Source organism: Algoriphagus sp. Y33 (assembly GCF_014838715.1).
Classification (GTDB): domain Bacteria; phylum Bacteroidota; class Bacteroidia; order Cytophagales; family Cyclobacteriaceae; genus Algoriphagus.
The window spans coordinates 3130838-3152195 of record NZ_CP061947.1; the positions used below are offsets into that span (position 1 = coordinate 3130838).

22 protein-coding genes are annotated in these 21358 nt (G+C 42.4%); 10 read left to right on the plus strand and 12 right to left on the minus strand.

The window, feature by feature from the left end; all coding sequences use genetic code 11:
- Positions 1-89: 89 nt before the first annotated feature.
- The 6 genes from ID165_RS12595 to ID165_RS12620 all read right to left on the minus strand — a co-directional run bounded on the left by ID165_RS12595 (position 90) and on the right by ID165_RS12620 (position 10599).
- Positions 90-2075 carry a M1 family metallopeptidase gene (locus ID165_RS12595; RefSeq protein ID WP_192351104.1) on the minus strand — a complete coding sequence of 662 codons (1986 nt, stop codon included), beginning with the start codon at positions 2073-2075 and terminating at the stop codon, positions 90-92.
- 426 nt (positions 2076-2501) lie between these two features.
- The gene (locus tag ID165_RS12600) at positions 2502-4688 is read right to left on the minus strand and encodes an acylase (protein ID WP_192351106.1); all 2187 of its coding nucleotides are present in this window, start codon (positions 4686-4688) and stop codon (positions 2502-2504) included.
- A gap of 77 nt (positions 4689-4765) precedes the next feature.
- Positions 4766-5656, minus strand: a complete 891-nt coding sequence (locus ID165_RS12605; RefSeq protein WP_192351108.1) for an aldo/keto reductase — start codon at positions 5654-5656, stop codon at positions 4766-4768.
- A gap of 41 nt (positions 5657-5697) precedes the next feature.
- Positions 5698-8565: a type I restriction endonuclease subunit R gene (locus ID165_RS12610; protein ID WP_192351110.1), complete on the minus strand. Its 2868-nt coding sequence runs from the start codon at positions 8563-8565 to the stop codon at positions 5698-5700.
- 106 nt (positions 8566-8671) lie between these two features.
- Positions 8672-9526 (minus strand): DUF3800 domain-containing protein, encoded by an 855-nt coding sequence (locus tag ID165_RS12615; protein ID WP_192351112.1) that lies wholly within the window; start codon positions 9524-9526, stop codon positions 8672-8674.
- Between the two features lie 146 nt (positions 9527-9672).
- The gene (locus tag ID165_RS12620; RefSeq protein ID WP_192351114.1) at positions 9673-10599 is read right to left on the minus strand and encodes a site-specific integrase; all 927 of its coding nucleotides are present in this window, start codon (positions 10597-10599) and stop codon (positions 9673-9675) included.
- Between the two features lie 88 nt (positions 10600-10687).
- Here ID165_RS12620 and ID165_RS12625 point away from each other — a divergent pair, with 88 nt between their 5' ends.
- Together ID165_RS12625 and ID165_RS27115 are read left to right on the plus strand one after the other, a co-directional pair.
- A complete protein-coding gene (locus ID165_RS12625) occupies positions 10688-11575 on the plus strand; it encodes a restriction endonuclease subunit S (RefSeq protein WP_192351116.1) in 888 nt (295 codons plus the stop codon).
- On the plus strand, positions 11572-11841 hold the full coding sequence (locus ID165_RS27115; protein WP_192351508.1) for a restriction endonuclease subunit S: 270 nt from the start codon (positions 11572-11574) through the stop codon (positions 11839-11841). The genes ID165_RS12625 and ID165_RS27115 overlap by 4 nt, the downstream gene beginning before the upstream one ends.
- On the opposite strand, the gene ID165_RS12635 is transcribed toward ID165_RS27115, so the two are convergent.
- Genes ID165_RS12635 through ID165_RS12655 form a run of 5 tightly spaced genes read right to left on the minus strand, consistent with a single transcriptional unit; the run spans position 11834 to position 16164 of the window.
- Positions 11834-13045, minus strand: coding sequence for a restriction endonuclease subunit S (locus ID165_RS12635; RefSeq protein WP_192351118.1), 1212 nt, complete (start codon positions 13043-13045; stop codon positions 11834-11836). The genes ID165_RS27115 and ID165_RS12635 overlap by 8 nt on opposite strands.
- A gap of 48 nt (positions 13046-13093) precedes the next feature.
- Positions 13094-13429: a hypothetical protein gene (locus tag ID165_RS12640; RefSeq protein ID WP_192351120.1), complete on the minus strand. Its 336-nt coding sequence runs from the start codon at positions 13427-13429 to the stop codon at positions 13094-13096.
- 19 nt (positions 13430-13448) lie between these two features.
- Positions 13449-15011, minus strand: a complete 1563-nt coding sequence (locus tag ID165_RS12645; RefSeq protein ID WP_192351122.1) for a type I restriction-modification system subunit M — start codon at positions 15009-15011, stop codon at positions 13449-13451.
- 10 nt (positions 15012-15021) lie between these two features.
- Positions 15022-15882 carry a restriction endonuclease gene (locus ID165_RS12650; RefSeq protein ID WP_192351124.1) on the minus strand — a complete coding sequence of 287 codons (861 nt, stop codon included), beginning with the start codon at positions 15880-15882 and terminating at the stop codon, positions 15022-15024.
- On the minus strand, positions 15883-16164 hold the full coding sequence (locus ID165_RS12655; protein ID WP_192351126.1) for a hypothetical protein: 282 nt from the start codon (positions 16162-16164) through the stop codon (positions 15883-15885). It lies immediately after the preceding gene.
- A gap of 553 nt (positions 16165-16717) precedes the next feature.
- On the opposite strand from ID165_RS12655, the gene pfkA reads away from it, so the two are divergent.
- The gene (gene pfkA, locus ID165_RS12660) at positions 16718-17692 is read left to right on the plus strand and encodes a 6-phosphofructokinase (RefSeq protein WP_192351128.1); all 975 of its coding nucleotides are present in this window, start codon (positions 16718-16720) and stop codon (positions 17690-17692) included.
- 1 nt (position 17693) lies between these two features.
- Entirely contained in the window at positions 17694-18029 is a 336-nt protein-coding gene (locus ID165_RS12665) for a hypothetical protein (RefSeq protein WP_192351130.1), read from the plus strand.
- Here the strand turns inward: ID165_RS12665 and miaA are convergent.
- Complete coding sequence (gene miaA / locus ID165_RS12670; protein WP_192351132.1) at positions 18017-18925, minus strand: tRNA (adenosine(37)-N6)-dimethylallyltransferase MiaA; 909 nt, start codon at positions 18923-18925, stop codon at positions 18017-18019. The genes ID165_RS12665 and miaA overlap by 13 nt on opposite strands.
- A gap of 42 nt (positions 18926-18967) precedes the next feature.
- Between miaA and ID165_RS12675 the strand changes: the two genes are divergently transcribed.
- From ID165_RS12675 to ID165_RS27120, 6 genes are read left to right on the plus strand one after another with little or no spacing between them, the layout of a single operon-like run.
- On the plus strand, positions 18968-19408 hold the full coding sequence (locus ID165_RS12675; protein ID WP_192351134.1) for a response regulator: 441 nt from the start codon (positions 18968-18970) through the stop codon (positions 19406-19408).
- A 35-nt stretch (positions 19409-19443) separates the two neighbouring features.
- A complete protein-coding gene (locus tag ID165_RS12680; RefSeq protein WP_192351136.1) occupies positions 19444-19716 on the plus strand; it encodes an Hpt domain-containing protein in 273 nt (90 codons plus the stop codon).
- A complete protein-coding gene (locus ID165_RS12685; protein ID WP_192351138.1) occupies positions 19713-20090 on the plus strand; it encodes a response regulator in 378 nt (125 codons plus the stop codon). Before ID165_RS12680 ends, ID165_RS12685 begins: the two co-directional genes overlap by 4 nt.
- Before the next feature lie 2 nt (positions 20091-20092).
- Positions 20093-20371 (plus strand): hypothetical protein, encoded by a 279-nt coding sequence (locus ID165_RS12690; protein ID WP_192351140.1) that lies wholly within the window; start codon positions 20093-20095, stop codon positions 20369-20371.
- Positions 20368-20994, plus strand: a complete 627-nt coding sequence (locus ID165_RS12695) for an MBL fold metallo-hydrolase (protein WP_370539752.1) — start codon at positions 20368-20370, stop codon at positions 20992-20994. The genes ID165_RS12690 and ID165_RS12695 overlap by 4 nt, the downstream gene beginning before the upstream one ends.
- Complete coding sequence (locus ID165_RS27120) at positions 20946-21134, plus strand: hypothetical protein (protein ID WP_370539753.1); 189 nt, start codon at positions 20946-20948, stop codon at positions 21132-21134. Before ID165_RS12695 ends, ID165_RS27120 begins: the two co-directional genes overlap by 49 nt.
- The last annotated feature ends 224 nt before the right edge of the window (positions 21135-21358 follow it).

Sequence of the window (21358 nt, forward strand, 5' to 3'; positions counted from 1 at the left end):
AATAAACTAACCTACGTTCTCTCCTGAAATCTCCGCGGTTTCAGTGGTTAAAAAAATGAGGCCCTTTCAAGCCCCATTTCATGATCAATTTATCTTGGCCATACATTGTCAGCCGCATCCTTGTCAGGAAAACGTCGATGTGGATCCAAGGTAATCTTGGTGATTTTTCTATCCCCGAAATCCAAAACCGCATCAAACGTACGGCTCCCGTCAAACCAAACCGTCACCGGCCAGGTCACCTCCACCGTAGTAGCATTTAGCATTTTGGCATTCGGCATGTTTCCGATCTCAGCACCCTCTGTTTCAAACTCCACTTGTAACACAACCGGAGAAGGCATTTGTCCAGCCTGATGTACTGTGACTGTTGTTTTGTCATTTGATGTACTTACCTTCTGAATAGAACCCTCCACAGATTCTGTGGTAAACAACCAGTAATACCAGAACCACTCCAAGTTTTGCCCCAATTCATTATTCATAAAGAACATGTAATCCCAAGGTGAGGGGTGTTTGAAAGCCCAAGCATCCGTATATTTTTTCATGGCATTGATCACTGCTTCATCCCCTACTATTCCTCCTAGCATGGAAAGCATCAGGGGTGTTTTGGCATACGTCTGAAATCCATACATCATGCCCGCATCGTTGGCACTCCACATCATCGGGGCTTCATCTTCCAATCCACTGATTCGCCCATAGCTTTGCCCAAGACCGTCCAGATCATAAGCTACTCCCCTGCTATCTGCGGCAGAAAGAATATTCATGTATTGGTTAAACCCTTCATCCATCCAGCCATAACGCGTTTCATTGGTTCCTACCATCATGGGCCACCACTGGTGGGCAGTTTCATGATCTGCCGCACCTTGGTTGGAATTGATTACCATAGGGTATTCCATACCGGCACTTGGGCCGTCCTGAAGGGTGAGCTGGGGAAAAGGATAGGGAGCCCAGAGTTTAGAGTAAAATTCCAACGCGTGTCTGGTATTTTCCACCGCTTTCTCGAAATACTTGGCCCGCTCAGGAATAAAAACCATGTAAATCGGCACAGGTCCTTTGCCCGGAATAGTGGCCCTGCTTGCTTTCCAGATAAATCTATCAGAAGTAGCCCATGCAAAATCGTTTACTTTATCCGCCACAAAACGCCAAGTAAGCTTATCTCCTGCCTTAGTCGCTTTACCCGGGCCTTTTTCATCCTCGCCCACCAGCGTCACTTCCGCATCAGAGTCAAGCACGGTAGAAAGTCTTTGGATGACTGTTGGAGTCAAAACCTCAGCTGGGTTTTGCAATACACCCGTACCGGTTACTATCCAGCCAGCAGGCACAGTAAGGGAAACATCGAAGCGTCCAAAGTTATTGAAGAATTCCGCCGGGCCTAAGTAAAGGCTCGTCTCCCATCCACGCAGATCATCATACTTCGCCAATCTTGGGAACCACTGTGTAGGCTGAAACAAAGTGCTGTCAAAACGCTGTGTCATTCTATGTCCCCTGCCATTGTCTCCACCCGGTAATTTGGTATGCCAGTCGATCTCCACTTCCGCAGTAGTACCCGCTTTGATCGGATTGACAAGTGAGATGGTCGCAACGGTACTTTGCAAACCTCTTACCCGTAATGCAGGCGGATCATTTTGGCCAGACGGTGCAGCCTTCAGATCTACCGATTCTCCGGCTACTTTGATGGCGGTCACGACCATTCCTTCCGTATTTTCTGCAGGCACTGAAGTACCGCGAGGCACATCTCCTCTGAAAATATTATGATCTAGTCGAAGGACAATAGCATCCAGATCATCCTTACTATTGTTATGTACAAGGATTTTCTCTGATCCTGTGATCGTCTGGGTGCTTGGATCCAAGCTTGCGTTGATGGTAAAGTCAGTTTCCAGCTGCCAATAATTTTCGCCCGGCTTACCTGAGAAGTTTCTAGCCCCCTCTTCAAACGCTTTGCGGATAGAATTCGTCATCGGTACATCCTGACGAATCACACGGGTATCCGTTTCTACGGAAGTTCGCAGGGACTTGGTGTTTTCTTGCTGCGCAAAAGCAGCTGATGTGCTAAGGAGCACTAAAAAGAGTATTTTTCTCATAAGTTGGATGGGGTTTTATTCAAGTGAAAGTTTAGCAAAAAAATCATCTATCCTGTCAAATAATGAGCGTAATGGGCTAATGGAATGGATGTGTAGGTCATTTTAAATCTACAATTTACTTTTTATCTAATTTACTTATTTCTAATAACGCTAACCAAAACCCGGCTGGTTTGTCCTGTACTTTTTACACTTAACATAACACTGGCTAATAGCGCTATCATTTATTTGGTTGAGCCGCCAGTCTTCATGTACAATTCCCTTCATGTCATTATAGACAATAAAAAGCACTTGCCGATTTCGGTTTGTTAGTCACAAACCGAGTTTTTTTTCAACAAGGTTTCGACTTTCATGCCTTCGGCAGACTGGCTGCTCAACCTGACAAAGGTCTGTCAACTGAAAACTGAGACTGATGACTGCCTACTAAAATCACTCCCTCTTCCCAGGCACATAGCGCTCTTCTGCCTTAGCCTCCACATCTTCCCGATAGAACGCGACATCCTTAAACTTCCCATCGACATAATCCTGAACTTGATCATAGAAATGCGGAGAATCCGGATCTGCGCTTTGCCCACCTGCAAGTATTGATTTTGCTTTTAGCTTCTCCCCAAATTCCACCACTGCCACAAAACTATTTCCCCGGTAGCCATACAATCGCTTGGTTCCGGGGTAGGTTTTAGCTCCAAAAGCCGCCAAAGCCCCCCAAGTTCCTGAGGCCATTCCCACCGGCGTGTATTCCTTTGAATCATCGAATGGCATATGAATTTCTCCTGTCAGGCGCTGAAATCTATTGATCTCAGACCATGGTGTATTCCAGGTACCAAAATCTGCATTCATTTCATCCAGCGTTTGACTGAAAGTTGCCAGCAGTTCCGTTGGCAAAGGATTTGGTGTTTTGCTATTTTCATCCACATCAAAAGCAAGGAAACTGTTAATGTTGCCATGATTCCGCATAAAATTCATCCCAAAAAAATGTGCCAGCGACATAGCCACTGATTCTTTGGAAGTCCGATAATTCCACGATTCTAAGACTCTAATGGGCTCGGCAAATTGAGGATCAGCTACACCCCGCTTCTCATAGGCTTTCAGCAGCATAGGAATCAGTTTCTCAAAAGCCGGTAAATATGGATCATAAGCCAGTTTTATCAAGCTATCCAATGTCAGTCCAGACGCCTCATTTAGCACCTTCACCGCATGAATCCCCCGATAATTCTCCTGATCAGGAGCCATGTAAAACGGATAATTTTCCCGCTTCGGGCTAAACTCACCAGCAGCAGTAAATGGCGTAGAATTACAGTTCTGAATCCAACCTGTACCGGGATTTAATATCAGTATACTTTCGTCCACGGTATGCAGTCCCTGCCAATCGGATTTGGGATCTGAACCATCTACCGGATTGGAGAAGTCAAATCCTTCGTTTCTCTTTGGAATAAAATTACCGTGGAAGTAAGCGATGTTCCCTTCCGCATCAGCAAAAACCGTATTGTTGGAAGAGTTTGTACGGATAGCCATCATTTTCTTAAACTCAGCATGATTGCTCAGTTTTGTTCGTGTAAAACTCTGGATAAGGGCATTTACCGGATCCCAATTGATTTTTGTTGCCACCCACTTATCTCCGATTTTATGTGTGATCGGACCATGATGGGTTCTGTAGAAAGTAAATGGTTTTTCCTTGAGTTCGTTTCCCAACTTGTATTTCAATAAAACCTGAAACTCTTCTACTGCCCGGCTTTCGTCGCCGTATTGATATTCATATTTCCCATCTTTCTCAGCTACTTCTTCTACAAACTCATCTATAAAATCCACCTGGGTAGAAGTATGCATCCATCCGGTTTTTTCATTAAATCCCTGATAGACAAAAAACTGCCCCCAGGTCACTGCACCGTAAGCATTCAGGCCTTCTTCGCTCACCACATGGACTTCAGGTCTGAAATAGAATGACGTATGTGGATTAATAAGCAACATGGCATTGCCTGAGGCAGTCATCCTACCGTTTAACGCAATTCCATTTGACCCTTTCGGCTCATCCAAAAGAGACGGAGGAGTAAACTCATCTTCATAAAACGCCATTACATCAGATTCCTTTTCTGCATAGAAAGCCTGAATCTTTTGGGTGGGTATCTGTTCTATATCACCTCCAATCGAACCCTCACTGAAAAACATCGGCATCCAAGGCTCATAATGTGTTATCACCTGAGGTTTTACTTCAGGATGCGTCGCCAGATAGTAGTTTACCCCGTCGGCAAAAGCAATACAAAGTTCCTTTAGCCAATCAGGAGCTGACTCATAAGCAGCTTTTGCCTCACCTTCAGTCATGTAAAGATTAGCTCTAAGATCACTGTAAATAGCCTCATGCCCATCCAACTCGGCCAGTCTTCCCGTAGCCCAGATGTAATTACGCTCCACTCTTCTAAAATCATCCTCACACTGGGCATACAGCAATCCAAAAACTGCATCCGCATCGCTTTTACCATATATATGAGGGACTCCAAAATCATCGCGGATAATTTCCACCCGACTTGCGGTATCCTCCCAGCGTTCGGGCTCAGTAAGTTCCTTGGGTTCGCATGACCAGATTAAAACCGGCAGAACAAAAAGTAACAGTCTAAATTTCATATTTGGGTATTTTTAAAGGCAAAGTAAAATATACTCTCCCAAAATAGCCTATTTGCGGAGTTTAGGCAATTGGAATTTTATCTGTGCTGCGTATATCGGTTTAGCGGTATTTTCATGGAAACTCCTCTTAACAACTCATCAGAAATCATTTCCTGCTGCCGATAAGCAGTAATTAATTTTTCAACTTGCGCCACCGAACTTGCCCCGATCACCAGAGAGCCGACTGCCCGCTGCATCAATCCAAAGCGGATCAAAAAAGCCTCGGGAAGCAGCCCGGAATCTGCAATCAACTCACGGATTTCTTTTACCTCAGCTGCTGAATAATCCAAAAAAGGTTCTTCTGACTTATTGATCAAAAGCCCTTTTGCGAAAGCTCCCCGAACCAAAACTCTGGTATCTGATTCAGCGATCATAGGAAAAACCGTTTCCTCCGGTCTTCTATCCAAAGGGCTGTACTGCATCATGATTGTGGCAGGAGTGCTTATTTCCAGCACCTTTCGGATCACATTGGGGCGAATGGAAGAAATACCAAAAGCCCGGATTTTCCCTTGACTTTTGAGGATTTCAAATGCTTCGAGTGTTTCTTCCCAAGGATCTTCCAGGGTGCCGCCGTGTAACTGGTAAATATCTATATAATCAGTTTGCAGTCTGTTCAGACTTTCTTCCACAGCTTTTAGAATATAAGATTTCCTAGGATTCCAATCCCATCCGCTGCCGTCTTCCCTAAGCTGATTCCCTACTTTGGTCGCTAGGATCACATCTTTCCTTTTATCACGGATAGCAGCTCTCACAATTTCTTCATTCAATCCTTTTTGGTACAGATCAGCCGTATCCAAAAAACTGATTCCTCCCGAAATTGCTGCATCTATAATCTCTTGATCTTCTTTCAAATTGCCTTTCAGCGACATACAACCCAATCCAATTGAGCTTATTCCAAAGTCTAGTGCAGGTAAGTTTCTTTTTTCCATTAAACCAGTAGTATTAAAGTAATCTAAGTAATTTGAGAGGGTTACCCCGTTACTCCACTCACAAACGTCTCTACGAATCTCAGTATCCTGTCCGTCACCCTTTCGGCAATATTGGCACGTTCTTTAAGTGCCGGTCTTTTGTTTAATAGGTCAATCACTTGATCCCTCATGGGCTTTTTCTCTGTAAACAGATATTGGCTGATCACTTCCTGAAGCTTTTCTTCATCCAGGTTTTCTTCATTGCTTAGTTTTTTCAGCGCCGCTTTTCTTTCTTCGTCCCAATAGTCGTCAAAAGCTTCCGGTATATCGTCTGAGTCTGCGATCTGCGGTAAATTTTCCCGAATAAATTTCTCTATCAACTCTCGCTTGCTTCTCAACTGGGCATCTCCGGAAATCAACTCTATCAAGGCTTTTTTCTGCTTTTCCTGATCCTCCGGTGCAGCGTCTTTAAGCTTGGCCAATAGTTTCAGAATATAGGTCACATTGATTTCATCCCTGTGAATCAGTTCCAATTCAAAGTCAACATCATCCAGAATAGATACTTTTTCTACTTGATCATGATTTTTGGTCTTATCGTACAAGTCTAGATACTTGCTCTTATAGTCTTCAAATAACTGCCCCGTCATGTCCAAATCATCAAAAGTAAACTCGGTGAAAGTGGTTAAAACATTTTTTGTTCGCATCAATTCCCGGAAAGCTTTGATAAAAGCCAATTCTTCCTCTTCACTGGGGAAGTCATTGACACTATCGACCGTAGGGGCGATTTTAAGCAATTCGAGATACGCATTGTTAAACTTGGCCACATAGTCCTCATAGGGCTCTATGATGATTTCATCTCTGGCATTGAGATTGGAAAACAGTGTGATAGCCTCGTCTGTGGCTTCTTTCAGATTCCTAAAACAGACGATATTGCCTTGGGATTTCAATTCATTCAATATCCGGTTGGTTCTGGAGTAAGCTTGAATCAAACCATGATATTTGAGGTTTTTATCCACATAAAGGGTGTTCAAATGCTTGCTGTCAAATCCGGTCAGAAACATATTGACGACCAGTAATAAGTCCACCTGTTTATTCTTTACTCTTTTGGCAATGTCATTGTAATAGTTGTAATAAGACTGGCTGTCCCTACTGGTAAAATTGGTGCCAAATTGGGTATTGTATTCCTTGATGAAATCTTCCAGCTCATCCCTCGAATGTTGGAAGGAAAGATCTTGCGCTCCAGTCCCATACTTCACGGTAGGTTCGGCCGCCATCAGGAGTTCCTCTTCTTCGATAAAGCCCACTGCGTCTTTATCTTCTTCATTTGCCTGATAGGAAAAAATAGTAGCCAATTTCAAATTATGCTGTCCTTCTTCTTTTTTCTGTAAAAAGAGTTTGTAGTATTCAATCAGTACAGGAACACTGGATACACAAAAGATGGCTGTGAATTCTCTATTATGGGTTTTTCTGCTGTGGTGGGCGATGATGTAATCGCTGACATTATTGAGCCGTTGAGGTGCATTCATGACCTCGGCTTCATCTATGGCTTCTACCTCGATGTCCAAGACGTTGTCCCTTTTTTTGAACGTCCGGATATACTCCACCGAAAACTTCAGCACATTGCCGTCCCGGATAGCATCTGTGATCACATATCGGTGCAGACAGTCGCCAAACAGCATTTTAGTGGTTCGCTTTCCGTACTCATTGGTTCCGGCATTGTTTTCAAAAATAGGTGTACCTGTAAACCCAAACATCTGGCAGTTCTCAAAAAAGCTCTTGATATCTTCATGAGTCTTTCCAAACTGACTGCGGTGACATTCATCAAAGATAAAAACGATACGCTTGTCTCTCAAAACCTCCATTTTATCCAAATACCTCTTTTTGGTGATAGCGGTATTGAGCTTCTGAATGGTGGTAACGATCAGCTTATTGTCACCCGAAAGTTGATTGACCAGGGTATTGGTGTTGTTTGTTCCATCAATGCTTCCCTTGCTAAAAGCGTTAAACTCCTTGGTGGTTTGGTAATCCAAATCTTTCCGGTCTACAACAAATACTACTTTATAGACTTGCGGTAGGTTGGTGAGTATCTGAGCAGTCTTAAAGGAAGTAAGGGTTTTGCCAGATCCTGTAGTATGCCAGATATATCCATACTTGGGAGTGGTTTTCACCCGTTCCACGATCGCCTCCACCGCATAAAACTGATAAGGTCTCAATACCATCAGCATTTTCTGGGATTCATTGAGTACGGTGTACTTGGTGATCATCTTGGAGATATGGCAGGGCTCCAAAAAGACTTCAGAAAAATCCGATAGCTGTGTAATCAACTGGTTTTTCTGATCTGCCCAGAAAAACGTTTGCTTGAAGGATCGGCCTTTCAGAGGACAGTTGGCGTAGTACTTGGTGTTTACTCCATTACTGATAACAAAGAGCTGTACAAACTGAAACAATCCGTGTCCCGCCCAATAGGAATGACGTTCGTAGCGATTGGTCTGGTTAAACGCTTCCTTAAGCTCCAAACCTCTTCGCTTAAGTTCTATTTGTACCAGAGGTAAGCCATTGATCAACAGGGTTACGTCATAGCGGTTTTTATAGCTGCCGTCAATACTGATCTGCCGGGTCACTTGAAACTCATTTTGACACCAATGGATTTGATTGACGAGTTCTATGGTCTTGGTCTCACCCTGGTCATTGATGTAAGGCACTCGGTCGCGGAGGATTTTTGCCCGTTCAAATACATTTCCTTTATTGATGTAATTGAGTATTTGCTTGAAATCACTATCGGATAGGACAGTTTTGTTGTGCTTTTCCAGTTGGACTCTCAGGTTTGTCAGTAGATCCTTCTCGTCACGGATTATCACCTTTTTATGGGCCAGCTTCTCCAGTTGAGTCACCAATTTATCTTCTAGTATTTGTTCAGGTTGGGTGGTCATAAAAAAAATGAGCTATCTCTATTTGAATTATGTTTTGGTTTTTGTTGTTTTACCTGTCGAAGCGCTTTGATTGATCCGAAGGCCTACGTCGTACGTAGGAGTGCAATTAGGATGAGTTGGGGCGTTTTTTGTTTTTACTGTTGGGTATGTAATCATGGTTATTCGGCACAAATAACCAATGTCTGTATGGGTGAAGGAACCGATTAAGTGGATCACCGTCCATACTCGTAGAGACACCAATATTAAAGTTTGGCCGGATTTCCCTTATTTTTTTATTGATAAACTTGTAAACGTATTCTTTCGCTACTGTTCTTTTTCCCCTTCTTGTTTCTCCATCAGGTTTATCCTTATGGTGATCGTTTAGTCTGAAACCCATTGACCCAAGAACCACGTCAGTACATTGTAGAAGGATGTGTTTTTTAGAATCCACCTCATATATTGCGTCTTTACGGACCTTCAATCTTGCCAAAGCCAATTCAGGCAGATACTGCAAGCTATGGATATATTCTTTGAAATGAAGGTTTTTTTCATATTGATCCGGCAACTCATCAAAATATAGTTCAAGTGGTATATCGTAATCCGATTCTAAGTTACTGAAGCCAAATGCGTGCTTGATAAATTGGTAATAAAGGAGATGATATTCCTTTTTGCGATGTTCATTACTAAGTTCTCGGGGAATGAAGCGATTATCTGTAAACATTACCCTAAACTTGACAATCCCTTCCTTAATGATCTCAAAAAAGAGGTTCATCATTTCACAGTAGGTTTCTACCCGGTAGCCGTTGATATTGCTCCATTTCAGTTCCGAGTCTTCCATACCAATGTCCTGCTTTTTGCTGATAAGTAGATTATTGACGCGTTCATAATCGGCAATAGGGATCAGGCATCCTCCGTAAAAATTGGAATAATAGCGACCGGAACTTATCGACTCATCGCAGAATATGTAGAACCCTTTGTTCATATCAAACAAGTATTCCCTAAAGTTAAATAAATAGTTCCGATTGACACAGGTACATAAAAAGCAAAAGACACGCCCTGGGACGCTGATCTTACGGGTAGCGTGGCGTGTACTGTCGATATGAAGATAAGAAATTGGAATAGTAAAATCTACCTCAATGCCCTGCTCATTTGCTCAATCGCCTTTTTCTTTTGTTCCATATTAGGGTGTACATACAGGTTCAAGGTCGTGCTAATATTTGAGTGGCCTAGCAGGACACTTACCGTTTTATAATCGCATTTGCTTTCTATACAGCGTGTGGCAAAGCTGTGCCGGAGTCCATGAAACTTAAGTTCCGGCATATCCAGTTCCTTCATAAATTTCTGGTAGTAACTTCTATAGGTTCTGGGCTCCGTGGGCTTTTGATCATTGGTCAGCACAAAAAAGACAGGATTTACAATTTTCTTGATAGGTTTCAGCAGGCGCAGCAAATCGCGACTCATGGGGATTTCCCGGATAGAATTCTTGGTTTTGGGCGAATCCAGTATCAGCTCTGTTTTTCGGATATCGTTTTCTATGATATAAATCCGCTGGATGGTCTTACCTACCTGAATGACTCCATGATCCGTGTCTATATCCTCCCAGGTGAGGGCGCAAAGCTCGCCGATCCGAAGACCGGTACTCAGGCAGATATAGATTCCCAGATTTCGGAAAGTAAAGTGTTCCTGCACGTAGTTCATGATCTTTTTCTGCTGGGTTTTGCTCAATACTTCCAAGTGCTGTTTCTCCCGCTCCGTAGGAAACCGGATGTCCAACGGGGTATTCTCCAGCCATTGGTTTTTAGTTCCGAATTTGAGTATCATCTTCAAGACGATCAGGATATCCTTTACGGTTTTCTGACTAAGACCTTGATCCAACTTCTGGAATACAAAGGATTGAACATCCGATTCGTTCAATCCAGTCTTGTCCTCAAATGCAGGCAGGATATGGTTTTCGATCAATAGGACATAAGCGGAAAAACTGGATTTTTTGATGTACTGTCTTTTGTCAGTTTTCCATAGCGTGATGACTTCCGAAAGAGTCTTTTGTTTTGACATATTTTCTGGTTTTAAAATGAATAAAAGCCAAAGGAAACCAATCGAATTTTTAAATCCTTAGGGATGGGTGTTCTCCTAGTTTCCCCCTTTGAGATTTAAGGGGTTTGGGGAGGAGTGGGTTGAGAAAAGGCTTGAAGGTTTATTTAAAGAATTTAAGAGTGGAACTGGAATTACGTCGGCGCATATAAATGACGATGGTAACTATCCCGTTTATGGAGGGAACGGTCTTCGTGGGTTTACTGATACATTTACTCATGATGGGTTCTATTTACTGATTGGAAGACAGGGGGCTCTTTGTGGGAATATAAACCGATCTTATGGTAAAGCATTTATTTCAGAGCATGCGATTGCTGGAATGGCAAATGATGAATCTGATACAGAATGGCTAGCTCAAAGGTTAAGGTATTACAACCTAAACAGATTGTCGGAATCCTCTGCACAACCAGGACTGTCAGTTGCTAAACTTCTCAGATTTAAACTGGTTGTTCCAGATAAAACTGAGCAACAAAAAATAGCAGCCTTCTTAGAAACCTTGGATAAGCAAATCGAAGCCCAAATCAAAATCATTAAACAATTAGAAACCCTAATGTCCGGTCTCCGGCAAAAGATCTTTTCTCAGCAGATAAGGTTTAAAGATGATGAAGGGAATGATTTCCCGGATTGGGAGGAGAAGAGGTTGGAAGAAATTGGAAAAACCTATAATGGACTTACTGGAAAAACCAAAGAGGATTTCGGCGTGGGCAAGAGGTATATTCAGTATAAACAGATTTTTGATTCTTCGAGCATTGACATATCTAAAAGCGGCTTTGTTAATGTCCCGGAAAATGAGGGGCAAACTAAAGTGAAATTGGGAGATGTTTTTTTTACTGTTTCTTCTGAAACTCCTGAAGAAGTTGGTATGAGCTCTGTTTTGTTGGAAGAAGTAGAAGATGTTTATTTAAACAGTTTTGCTTTGGCTACAGACCCACTTCGTTGAATAAACTGAATCCACTATTTGCTAAGTACTTGTTTAGAAGTAGTATGTTTAGAACCCTAGTTGTCAAACTGGCACAAGGAAGCACTAGGTTCAATTTGTCAAAAATTGAGCTACTGAAACTAACAATCTTATTACCCAATCCTGCTGAACAAACCAAAATCGCCAATTTCCTCTCATCTATCGACAAGAAAATAGCGTCCGAAAAGCAAATTTTGGCCCAATACCAAAACCAGAAAAAGTACTTTTTGCAAAGCCTGTTTATATAAATAAGTTCTGCAAAAAGTATTGCTTTTGTTGTTTCAGAAGCTCTAGGTGCTTGGTTTCGAGTTTAATTTTTTTGTCGATTGCGGATAGGATGGAAGCGATTTTTTGCTGTCCTTCGATGGAAGGAACTGTAATGCTTTGGCTAAGCAAATCATTCTCATGGATACGTTTGCTTCCTGAACCACTTGCTATTGATTCAAGGCGCTTATAAAAAGAGGGTCTACTGATATATTGGAATAGAAACTCTGGATCAATTTTTGAACTAATAATGTCCAATGCAGGGACGTCACCTGAGCTGAGAAAACTGTCGAACTCTTCGGATACTATAGCTAATGCACCATTGAAAAGATTTTGCTTTCCGTAAATTAGTTGCCCTTTTTTTCGAACGTAATAGTTTGTCGAACCAATTGATAGTGTATCAGAGTTGTCATTTCTGGATATCCCCTTCAGATGGAGTTTGACTGTTAGCAACTTGTTTTTATCAATGTTAGAGGGTTTGATTTTTTCAGGAATGGTAAGAGCTTCCTTTAGTTGAACTGGTACCCACTTTTCTTCATGCTCAGCCAGTTTCACTTTTCGCATAAATATGTTACTACTTAACCCTGATTTTAGAGCCTTCAACTCCTCAATGATTTTGATTTGGGTCTGGATACGCTGGCCAATTAAGGAAAGGAAAGATGCTATTCTTCGCTGTTCACACTCATCAGGCACCGTAATAAAGCAGTGGTTGATTTCTCCTAGGTTTATCTTTTTGGGAAATGCGATATGAATAATTCGCTTGTGGAGTTCTCGCTTAAAAAAGCTTGTAGAAATAAAATGATTGAGATATTCAACTTTGAGGCTCTCATTTTTTATTCTTATTAGAGCTAGGCTGACATAGTATGCTAAAGGGTTATCATTTTTAACTATTGCTGTTGAACCTATAATACCAGCCGTTATCCTGGTCATTAAAATATCACCAGTTTGGGGCTTGATTTTATACTCAGTTTCAAAAGCTTCCGGTGTTATGTACTTTTCTGTTCCTGCTAAATCACCAATATTCTCAACACTTACAAACGGAATTCCAAATTTCACATACTTCGGAGTTTGATGTGTCCCATCAAATATTTCCGCAAATTTCCCAAGACTGTTTTTAGTCCACTCTCCCCCAAACCCCTTAAATCTCAAAGGGGGAAAATTGCCTACCGATTTGTTATTCTTGCTCATTATTGATTTTCTTTTTCTTAGCTGAAAACATTGAGGATATTTTATCGCCTATTTTTGCAACCGTTTAATATCTTCCTCGATTTCTTTGAGGCTTTGTTCCTTTTCGATGGATTTTTGTGTATCCCTGTATTTTTCATATTCCAAACCCGATTTTTCATTGGTAGAAAAATCGGAAATCCCGATTTTTCTCATGGAGCTGTTTTGTTCTAATTCACCTTCTTTGTAAATATTGAGAATGTGCTCATTGATGGTTGACTTTCCTTTTCGAAAAAGCGTAGCCATTTGCTCGATTGTCAACCAGACTGTTTCGTCTTCCAGATGGACATCAATTTTTATTGTACCGTCAGCATTTTGGTATAGTAAAAGTTGGCTGTTGCTGCTCATATTCTGACTGTTTTGATAATTAAAACTGGAGCCCCAGCTCTTTAAAATATCCAGCGATTTCCCGATCCAGCTCCGCACGCTGGGCTTCCAGGGTCTTGATTTCCTTCATGACAGTATCGAGATCCACGGGTTCCTCCTCTTCAAAAGTATCCACATAACGGGGGATATTGAGGTTATAGTCATTTTCGGCGATCTCCTTTAGGGTGACTACTGCGCTGTATTTGTCCAGGGTTTCTCGATTGCGGTAGGTATTGACGATGCGTTCTACATCGGAATTGCGCAGCACGTTCTGGTTCTTTTCCTTGACAAAACAGTCCTCCCCACTGGCATCGATAAAAATGACATTGTCATCAACTTTACGACATTTGCTCAGCACCATGATACAGGTGGGGATGGAGGTACCGTAAAAGATATTGGCAGGCAAGCCGATCACGGCATCCAACCAGTTCTTTTCCATGACAATGTACTTTCGGATATGTCCCTCGGCAGCTCCCCTGAACAGCACCCCATGAGGGAATACACTGGCCATCACGCCATTGTCGGCCAATTGGTGTAGCATGTGCTGCAAAAAGGCGTAATCAGCCTTGGTTTTCGGTGCCAATCGTCCATATTGGCTAAAGCGCTCATCGGTGGAGTTTAAGGGATTGTCATCCCCTTTCCAATGCGCTGAGAACGGAGGGTTGGCCACCACCGCCTCAAAACGTCGACCCAGGTGTTGTGGATTTTCCAGTGTATCCTCCTGACGAATGTCAAAATTGCGGTAATGGACATCATGCAAGATCATGTTCATCCGTGCCAGATTGTAGGTAGTACGGTTGAGCTCTTGCCCATAAAATTCGCTCACATCGGCCTCCTTGGCCACCCGCAGGAGCAGGGATCCCGATCCGCAGGTAGGGTCATAGACCGACTTGATTTTTTCTTTACCGGAAGTAACGATTTTCGCCAGGATTTTGGAAACCTGCTGAGGGGTATAGAACTCCCCTGCTTTTTTACCCGCTCCGGCGGCAAACTCAGAAATCATATATTCGTAAGCATCCCCCAGTACATCGGCATCCATATCGCTGAGCTTAAAATCGATCTTGTCCAGATGGGAGAGGATTTTGACTATAATCTCATTTCTTGCACCGACAGTCCTGCCGATTTTGGTGGAGTTGAGATCCAAATCTTCAAACAAGGCATTGAAGTCCTCTTCTGATTCTGTGCCCATGGTGCTTTGCTCGATATGGTTCAGTACAGACTTTAAGTCCTCCAGTATGTAGTTGCTTTCACTTTCCGTGTCCGCATTTCCTTTGGCCGCCAAAACGGAAAACAATTGGGAAGGCGCTAAGAAGTATCCCAGTTTCAGCAAGGATTCTTCCTTAATAGCTTCCAGTGTATCCTGATCGGCGACTTCCTTGTAATCCGTTACCTCTTCTCCGACAAGTAGTTCATTGGCATAGAGGTATTGTTTTTCTGAAAGATACTTGTAAAAAATAAAGCCCAGGATATAATCCCTGTAGTCATCGGCACTGATTTTACCTCGTAACAGGTTGGCAATTCCCCAAAGCTGACTTTCTAAAATTTTCTTTTGATCTTCTGACATGCTGTTCCTTTTAAATATTCTTAAACCACTCAGGCTTGATTTTCACTTCTTCAACCAATTCGACGCTTACACCCAGCTTTAGCTCTTTTAGTTTTTCTGCAAAGTCATTTCCATCGATCAAGTCAATGGGAATAGCACCGTTCCGCTGCGCCTCTTTTTTGGCTTCCCTGGTAAAACTCCCAGTGGTCATGATCAGGCCTTTGTCGGCTCGGCCACTCATCGCACCTCTAAAGTCCCGAATCACAGAAGAAGAAACCGATCCCTGGTATCGTTTGGCCTGAAATACCACATGAAAGGAGAGCACCCCTCCAATCCGTATTATTCCCTTTCCATCAATTCCACCGTCATTGGTCTTTCCGGTTACTTCCACATTAACAAACCCCAATTCTCTTAAGAGTCGTTGACAAAGTCTTTCGAACTGATCGGGATGGATGCTCCTTAACGTGTCCAGCAGCTTGTCTTGCCAAGAAAATCCCTCAATTTCCTCAGTAGTGGATTGAAGTTCAGGAGAGTCCTTTTCCTTTTTTGCAAGTCGCTGTTCCCGGTCTTTTTTGACAACAGCCCGTTTAACTTTTTCCTTGTTGACTTCCAATACCTTTTGCCCTTCCTCAGTCAAAGCCCATACTCCTCTGGAAGAGTTTTCTAAGAGCCCGTATTGTTTCAGATAATTCCTCGCCCAAGCAAGTCTATAGGATAATTTGGTGGTATTCCCTTTCCCATGACCTTCATTAATGGCTTCTTCGGTCAGGCCTAAAAGTTGAGCCACTTCCTCTTCGATCTCACTTACCGCCCCAGAGTCACCAAGCTTTTTCAGTGCTTTCAGGGTAGGGTTGAAAAGGTCGTCGTATTTGTAGATGAAGTGTTTGTCCATTTATCTCGTCTTTTGAGAAAAAATATTCTCTGCAAACCTTAGTGCTTCCAAAACTTCCCTTTCACCTTGGATCGCATCCTGGCCCCTATCAGCCAGCCAAAGCGTAGACAGCCCCTTTTCATCCTTTCCCAGAATGGCGGTTATTTTCGGGATATGATGTGGTTGGGCTTTCCATTTTCCCAGATCGATTGGCATACCAAGGCGGTATCCACCTCGATATGTACGGCTATTTGACGCATAAATAAGCCCTTGGCTCCGTATCTTGGTTCCCAGGTAAGTCATAGTTCAGAAGGTCTGCTTTGGTCGTGTTTTCAAAAATCCGTCACCCCGGTTGCTGGATTGACTAGGTAGTCAAATATAGGAAAAGAAATCCCTAATGTAATAAGGCCACTAAAAATCCCCAAATCATGAATTGTCGATTAAACTCGGACTATCCATTAGGGTTCGTATTTAGGTATATTGTTTTTCTAATCAACTTAAGATGATATGGGTTTTATTTTTGTAGACAGCAATTACGAACTGAGGCTCATATCCATAAGTAGCCGGATCCAATGGAACGAATTAGCAAGGATTAGAATTTGGAGGAAGCCCACTTTCGATTTTTAGTGCTGGAATTCAACCCCTTCACAAAATCAGTATTTATTAAAAGTTTAATAATTTAAGAAACTGAGAGCATTCTTTCTTTAATTCCTATTTTTGGGTATTAAATCTAGGAATATGAAATCGAGCGTGATCCCGTAGGTATGCGATCACACGGAGGCATGATTATACGCCGTGCGAGATTCCATAGCCTGTCCCGACTATTCAGGGTGACCATTGAAAGACAATTAGACATATGAAAAAAATAGCAGTTTTTACTTCTGGAGGGGATAGTCCCGGCATGAACGCCTGTGTGAGAGCAGTCGTTCGTACAGCTATTTTCAAAGGACTGGAAGTATATGGAATCTATCGCGGATACGAAGGCATGATCGATGGCGAAATCAGGCGCATGCAGTCTCATTCGGTAAGTAATATAGTACAGCGTGGCGGAACTGTCCTGAAATCCGCCCGATCTATGGAATTCAAAACACCTGAGGGGAGAAAACAGGCTTATGATAATCTTACTGCCCATGGCATCGAAGGATTGGTGGCAATAGGTGGAGACGGTACATTTACGGGAGCCAAGATATTTTTTGAAGAATATGGCATTCCTACCATCGGCTGCCCGGGAACTATCGATAATGACCTGTATGGCACGGATTACACCATTGGATTTGACACTGCAGTGAATACTGCCTTGGAAGCGATCGACAAAATCCGGGACACAGCCGCCGCCCACGACAGAATTTTCTTTATCGAAGTAATGGGAAGGGATGCCGGATTTATCGCCGTAGAATCGGGAATTGGCGGTGGAGCTGAATTTGTGATGGTTCCTGAAACCAAAACTAACTTGGACGATGTCGTAAGATCACTGAAAAACCTTAGAAAAAGCAAATCCTCAAGCATCATTGTGGTAGCTGAAGGCGATGATGCGGGCAATGCCCAGACCATTATGGAAAAAGTGAAAACAAAACTGAATGATCCCGCAAAGGATTTTAAAGTCACGACACTGGGTCATATTCAACGGGGAGGAAATCCAACAGCGCGTGACCGCGTGTTAGCAAGCCGATGTGGAATGTCTGCGGTGGAAGGGCTACTTGCCGGCCATCAGTATCATATGGCAGGGATTGTCAATCAAGAAGTGGTATTCACCCCATTCGCTGACTGCATCGGCAAAACAAAGCACCTGATCGAAGATCATCTTAAATTAATGAAAATTTGCAGTATATAAGATGGGCTTTATACCACTATTTATCATGTTGGGAGGCGGATGCCTCCTATTTTTTCTCACTGTAAAAAATGCCTTACAGCGCAAACTCAATCATCAGAAAGAGCTCCTCTTTAAGTTGAATTCCTTAAATCCGGCTCTGGGCATCTTGGTGGAAGATTCGTCTGATCCAGACTTGCTAATAGCTGCGCTAAAGGAAAGGCAGATAGAAAAAAACACTACTGAAAAAGCACTTAAAATCATCCGGGAACTTAAAGTCAACCGTATTCAATACAACGCACTGCTAAAAAAAGCCCCCTACAATTGGGTGGGGAAAATCGGAAGTTTTCAGAAAATCTGAGCTTGTATATATGCTAGAATTTCTTCCTGCTTCTCCGGAGAAAACCAATTTATAGCCTCATCTTTCTTAAACCACGTCATCTGCCGCTTGGCATAGCGACGAGAATTTCTTTTCAACAACCGGACAGCTTCCTCCTTATCATATTTTCCCTCAAGATATCCGAAGATCTCTGAGTAGCCGACTGTCTGAAGCGCATTCAAATGTCTTTTGCCAAAGAGCGCATCAGCCTCATCAAACAATCCCGCTGCTATCATCTGATCCATTCTTTGATCTATTCTGGCATACAATTCTTGCCGGTCCCTTTCCAAACCGATTTTGATGACTTCAAACGGGCGAGGCTTTTTTAACTTTACCCGAAAAGAGCTGAATTTCTTGCCGGTCCCTCTGAATATTTCCAAAGCCCGCATCAATCTCTGGGGATTCTTTCGATCTACCAATTCAAAATATTCGGGATCATTCTTGGCTATTTCATCTTGCAGAAAAACTAAGCCCTTTTCCTCGTATTCCTTAATTATCCCAGCACGGATTTCAGGTACAACCTCCGGCATTTCATCCATCCCATTTACGACAGCATCGGCAAACAATCCGGAGCCTCCTGTCATGATCACCGTTTGATACTTTGCAAACAACTCCTGAAGCAAAAACAATGCATCCTGTTCAAACTTTCGGACATCATATTCCTCTTCTATTGACAGGCTATTTATAAAATGATGCGGAACTTGGCTTAATTCTTCTAAATCGGGTTTTGCCGTTCCTAGATTCATTTCACGGTAAAACTGCCTGCTGTCACAGGACACAATTTCAGTTTTGAATTTTTTGGCTAGATTTATACATAAATCGGTCTTGCCGACTGCGGTGGCTCCCACCACTAAGATCAAGTAGGGTTGATTTGACAAAATAAATGTGATTAGCTGAAAGCAAAAATCCGAAGTAAAGTCATGAAAAACAATAAGGTGTTGATTGTGGACAACAATGACTTGAACCGAAAGCTTCTTGAAAACCTGATCGGACAATCATATAACTTCGAGGCGGTTAAAACGAGTGTGAAAGCGGTAGACAAGGCTTGCAAGGATAAATTTGATTTGATCCTCATCGACATTGAAATGCCGGAAATGGATGGGATCACTGTATCAAAGATTATCAGACGCCAGTCTCCATTTCAGTGTCCCATCATAGCGATTACATCCTATTCCGACGAATCTACCAAAAAGTGTTTTTTGGAAATGGAATTTGACGACCTGATCACCAAACCGATCCGACCGAGAGAACTAATGGACGTCATCTCTTCCCACATCCCTTCAACTAAAAATGTAGATCATCAAGTAACTACAGGGGAAGAAGGGTTAGTCTTGGATAAAAAATATATTATCAGCTGCTGAAACACAACCCCAAAGATTCCATTAAAGCTATATATGTGGATTTTCTAGAAGAATTTGATCAATTGATCCCTCTGATAGACACTGCGTTTCAAAGCAGAGAATCACAAGTTCTGATTGAACACCTGCACACGGTAAAAGGTAACTCGGGTTCTTTGGGGGCCAATGCCATTTACCGCTTATCCAGTGAGGCCCATGTGAAAGTACGGTCCCAAGACTGGGAAACTTTGGAAACAGTACTAATAAAACTAAAAAATGAGCGTGTTATTTTTGAGAATTATATCAAAGAAGAAACTACTTTTAGCACATGAACAACCCAAAAAAAATTCTTGTAGGGGAAGACAGTTCCGTTATCATCAACTTGACTAAAAGCATTCTCTCTTTTGAAAATTATCAAATGAAAGCTGCCAAAAACGGAAAACAGGTTTTGGAGATGTTGGAAAAAGAGGAGTTTGATCTTATTCTTATGGATCTCAACATGCCTGTGTTGGATGGGACTAGCTGCACCAAACTAATTCGTGAAATGAATGATCCCTCCAAATCAAAGCTTCCGATCATTGCTATTTCGGGCAATATGCACAACTACACAATGGATGAATTCAGAAGATTGGGTTTTGATGACTTCATCCAAAAACCGCTTGACTACGATAAATTACTCGCTACTGTAAAGAAATTTCTGAGTTGATTATGGCTATAAAACACACCAAGCATTTTTTGGACAAACTCGAAAATCTATTCGCTTCATCAGATTATATGCTGCGCTACGAAAAGGGTAACTTCAAATCCGGCTACTGTGTGTTGAATGATGCCAAAATCGTAATCGTAAACAAATATTTCCCTCTGGAAGGCAAAATCAATGCCCTTGTAGACATCCTGATCGAGTTGAATCTAGATCCTGCAGACTTCAAGGATAAAGCAAACCATGACTTTCTCACAGAGCTGAGACAAACCCAGTTGAAATTTTGAAAGTAACTTTTTTAGGAACCGGCACTTCCCAAGGCGTCCCCGTGATCGGTTGCGACTGCCCTGTATGCAACTCACTGGATTTTCGGGATAAGAGATTCAGAGCCTCAGTTTATATTCAAATCGGCGAATTGTGTATCGTAATTGACACAGGTCCAGACTTCAGAAGTCAGATTCTCAGAGCGGGAATCACCGAGCTTGATGCGGTAATCTATACCCATGAGCACAAGGACCACACCGCTGGGTTGGATGATATCAGACCTTTTAACTTTAAGCAACAAAAGGACATGCCGGTCTTTGGAAGGCTTCAGGTGCTGGAACAAATCAAACGTGAATTTGCGTATATTTTTACAGGAAAAAGGTATCCCGGCGTTCCGCAGGTAGAGACAATAGAGATCGATGAAAATCCTTTTACAATTGAAGGAATCACCATCACACCTATTCCGGTTTTGCATTACAAGCTACCCGTTTTAGGTTTTAGAATCGGAGATTTCACTTACATCACGGATGGCCAATTATATCCGCCGAAGCCTCTTTCAAACTCATCGAAGGCACTGAGATTTTGGTCATCAACGCCTTGCAGAAAGAATCCCATATTTCACATTTCACCTTGGGAGAAGCTATAGAAATTGCACGGAAAGTCGGTGCGAAACAGACCTATTTCACCCACATTTCACACAAACTCGGTCTGCATGGTTCCGTGGATCAGGAATTACCCGAAGGAATAGCTTTGGCCTATGACGGCCTTCAGCTAACTTTGGGCTAATGCATCTCAATTACCATTTCCTGAAATACCTGTGCCCTGAACTGAAAAAGTATTCCTGGGCAAAACAATCAGTGCCTGTTTTTCCCAGAACAAGGACGAGCTGATCATAGAAACTGAAGACCAAACTGAATCACGATACATTCGGGCACATTTTCTTCCTCCTCAAATCTATTTTTTCTTTCCCTGAAAATTTCCAACGTGCAAAACGAAACAGCATAGATCTG

What these genes read in the sequence shown, in the direction of transcription:
- ID165_RS12595 (WP_192351104.1), bottom strand. Translation starts at nt 2,075, where the DNA reads ATGAGAAAAATACTCTTTTTAGTGCTCCTTAGCACATCAGCTGCTTTT.
- ID165_RS12600 (WP_192351106.1), bottom strand. Translation starts at nt 4,688, where the DNA reads ATGAAATTTAGACTGTTACTTTTTGTTCTGCCGGTTTTAATCTGGTCA.
- ID165_RS12605 (WP_192351108.1), bottom strand. Translation starts at nt 5,656, where the DNA reads ATGGAAAAAAGAAACTTACCTGCACTAGACTTTGGAATAAGCTCAATT.
- ID165_RS12610 (WP_192351110.1), bottom strand. Translation starts at nt 8,565, where the DNA reads ATGACCACCCAACCTGAACAAATACTAGAAGATAAATTGGTGACTCAA.
- ID165_RS12615 (WP_192351112.1), bottom strand. Translation starts at nt 9,526, where the DNA reads ATGAACAAAGGGTTCTACATATTCTGCGATGAGTCGATAAGTTCCGGT.
- ID165_RS12620 (WP_192351114.1), bottom strand. Translation starts at nt 10,599, where the DNA reads ATGTCAAAACAAAAGACTCTTTCGGAAGTCATCACGCTATGGAAAACT.
- ID165_RS12635 (WP_192351118.1), bottom strand. Translation starts at nt 13,045, where the DNA reads ATGAGCAAGAATAACAAATCGGTAGGCAATTTTCCCCCTTTGAGATTT.
- ID165_RS12640 (WP_192351120.1), bottom strand. Translation starts at nt 13,429, where the DNA reads ATGAGCAGCAACAGCCAACTTTTACTATACCAAAATGCTGACGGTACA.
- ID165_RS12645 (WP_192351122.1), bottom strand. Translation starts at nt 15,011, where the DNA reads ATGTCAGAAGATCAAAAGAAAATTTTAGAAAGTCAGCTTTGGGGAATT.
- ID165_RS12650 (WP_192351124.1), bottom strand. Translation starts at nt 15,882, where the DNA reads ATGGACAAACACTTCATCTACAAATACGACGACCTTTTCAACCCTACC.
- ID165_RS12655 (WP_192351126.1), bottom strand. Translation starts at nt 16,164, where the DNA reads ATGACTTACCTGGGAACCAAGATACGGAGCCAAGGGCTTATTTATGCG.
- pfkA (WP_192351128.1), top strand. Translation starts at nt 16,718, where the DNA reads ATGAAAAAAATAGCAGTTTTTACTTCTGGAGGGGATAGTCCCGGCATG.
- ID165_RS12665 (WP_192351130.1), top strand. Translation starts at nt 17,694, where the DNA reads ATGGGCTTTATACCACTATTTATCATGTTGGGAGGCGGATGCCTCCTA.
- ID165_RS12675 (WP_192351134.1), top strand. Translation starts at nt 18,968, where the DNA reads ATGAAAAACAATAAGGTGTTGATTGTGGACAACAATGACTTGAACCGA.
- ID165_RS12685 (WP_192351138.1), top strand. Translation starts at nt 19,713, where the DNA reads ATGAACAACCCAAAAAAAATTCTTGTAGGGGAAGACAGTTCCGTTATC.
- ID165_RS12690 (WP_192351140.1), top strand. Translation starts at nt 20,093, where the DNA reads ATGGCTATAAAACACACCAAGCATTTTTTGGACAAACTCGAAAATCTA.